This is a genomic window from Brevibacillus halotolerans, from assembly GCF_026891775.1.
Lineage (GTDB): Bacteria > Bacillota > Bacilli > Brevibacillales > Brevibacillaceae > Brevibacillus_B > Brevibacillus_B halotolerans.
The window spans coordinates 1-1,271 of record NZ_JAPTNK010000041.1 but is presented as its reverse complement, the minus strand read 5'-3'; the positions used below and the strand labels follow the sequence as shown (position 1 = coordinate 1,271).

Annotated in this window: 1 rRNA gene; it reads right to left on the bottom strand. The window is 55.5% G+C overall.

The features are described 5' to 3' along the window. Positions 1–1,271: ribosomal RNA gene (locus O0550_RS23975) — 23S ribosomal RNA — on the bottom strand; the annotation flags it as partial.

The following is a 1,271-nucleotide window of genomic DNA, read 5'->3' as shown; positions in this document are numbered from 1 at the left end:
ATCGTCTATAAGGGGTCTTACTAGCTTGCGCTATGGGAAGTCTCATCTTGAAGGGGGCTTCACGCTTAGATGCTTTCAGCGCTTATCCCGTCCGCACATAGCTACCCAGCTGTGCCACTGGCGTGACAACTGGTGCACCAGAGGTGCGTCCATCCCGGTCCTCTCGTACTAAGGACAGCTCTCCTCAAACTTCCTACGCCCGCGACAGATAGGGACCGAACTGTCTCACGACGTTCTGAACCCAGCTCGCGTACCGCTTTAATGGGCGAACAGCCCAACCCTTGGGACCTACTTCAGCCCCAGGATGCGATGAGCCGACATCGAGGTGCCAAACCTCCCCGTCGATGTGGACTCTTGGGGGAGATAAGCCTGTTATCCCCAGGGTAGCTTTTATCCGTTGAGCGATGGCCCTTCCATGCGGAACCACCGGATCACTAAGCCCGACTTTCGTCCCTGCTCGACTTGTAGGTCTCGCAGTCAAGCTCCCTTGTGCCTTTACACTCTACGAATGATTTCCGACCATTCTGAGGGAACCTTTGGGCGCCTCCGTTACTCTTTAGGAGGCGACCGCCCCAGTCAAACTGCCCACCTGGCATGGTCCTTCCACCCGATAAGGGCGGCAAGTTAGAAACTCCGTACATCAAGGGTGGTATCCCAACGACAGCTCCACGAAGGCTGGCGCCCTCGCTTCACAGCTTCCCACCTATTCTGTACATGATGCACAAAGTTTCAATACCAGGCTACAGTAAAGCTCCATGGGGTCTTTCCGTCTTGTCGCGGGTAACCTGCATCTTCACAGGTATTATGATTTCACCGGGTCTCTTGCCGAGACAGCGCCCAAGTCGTTACGCCTTTCGTGCGGGTCGGAACTTACCCGACAAGGAATTTCGCTACCTTAGGACCGTTATAGTTACGGCCGCCGTTTACTGGGGCTTCGGTTCAAAGCTTCGCTTGCGCTAACTCATCCCCTTAACCTTCCAGCACCGGGCAGGCGTCAGCCCCTATACTTCGCCTTGCGGCTTCGCAGAGACCTGTGTTTTTGCTAAACAGTCGCTTGGGCCTTTTCACTGCGGCCTCCTCGGGCTATAAACCCTACCGAGGCGCCCCTTCTCCCGAAGTTACGGGGCCATTTTGCCGAGTTCCTTAGCAAGAGTTATCCCGCGCACCTTAGGATTCTCTCCTCGCCTACCTGTGTCGGTTTGCGGTACGGGCACCTTGTTCCTCGCTAGACGCTTTTCTTGGCAGTGTGAAATCAGGGACTTCGGTACTTA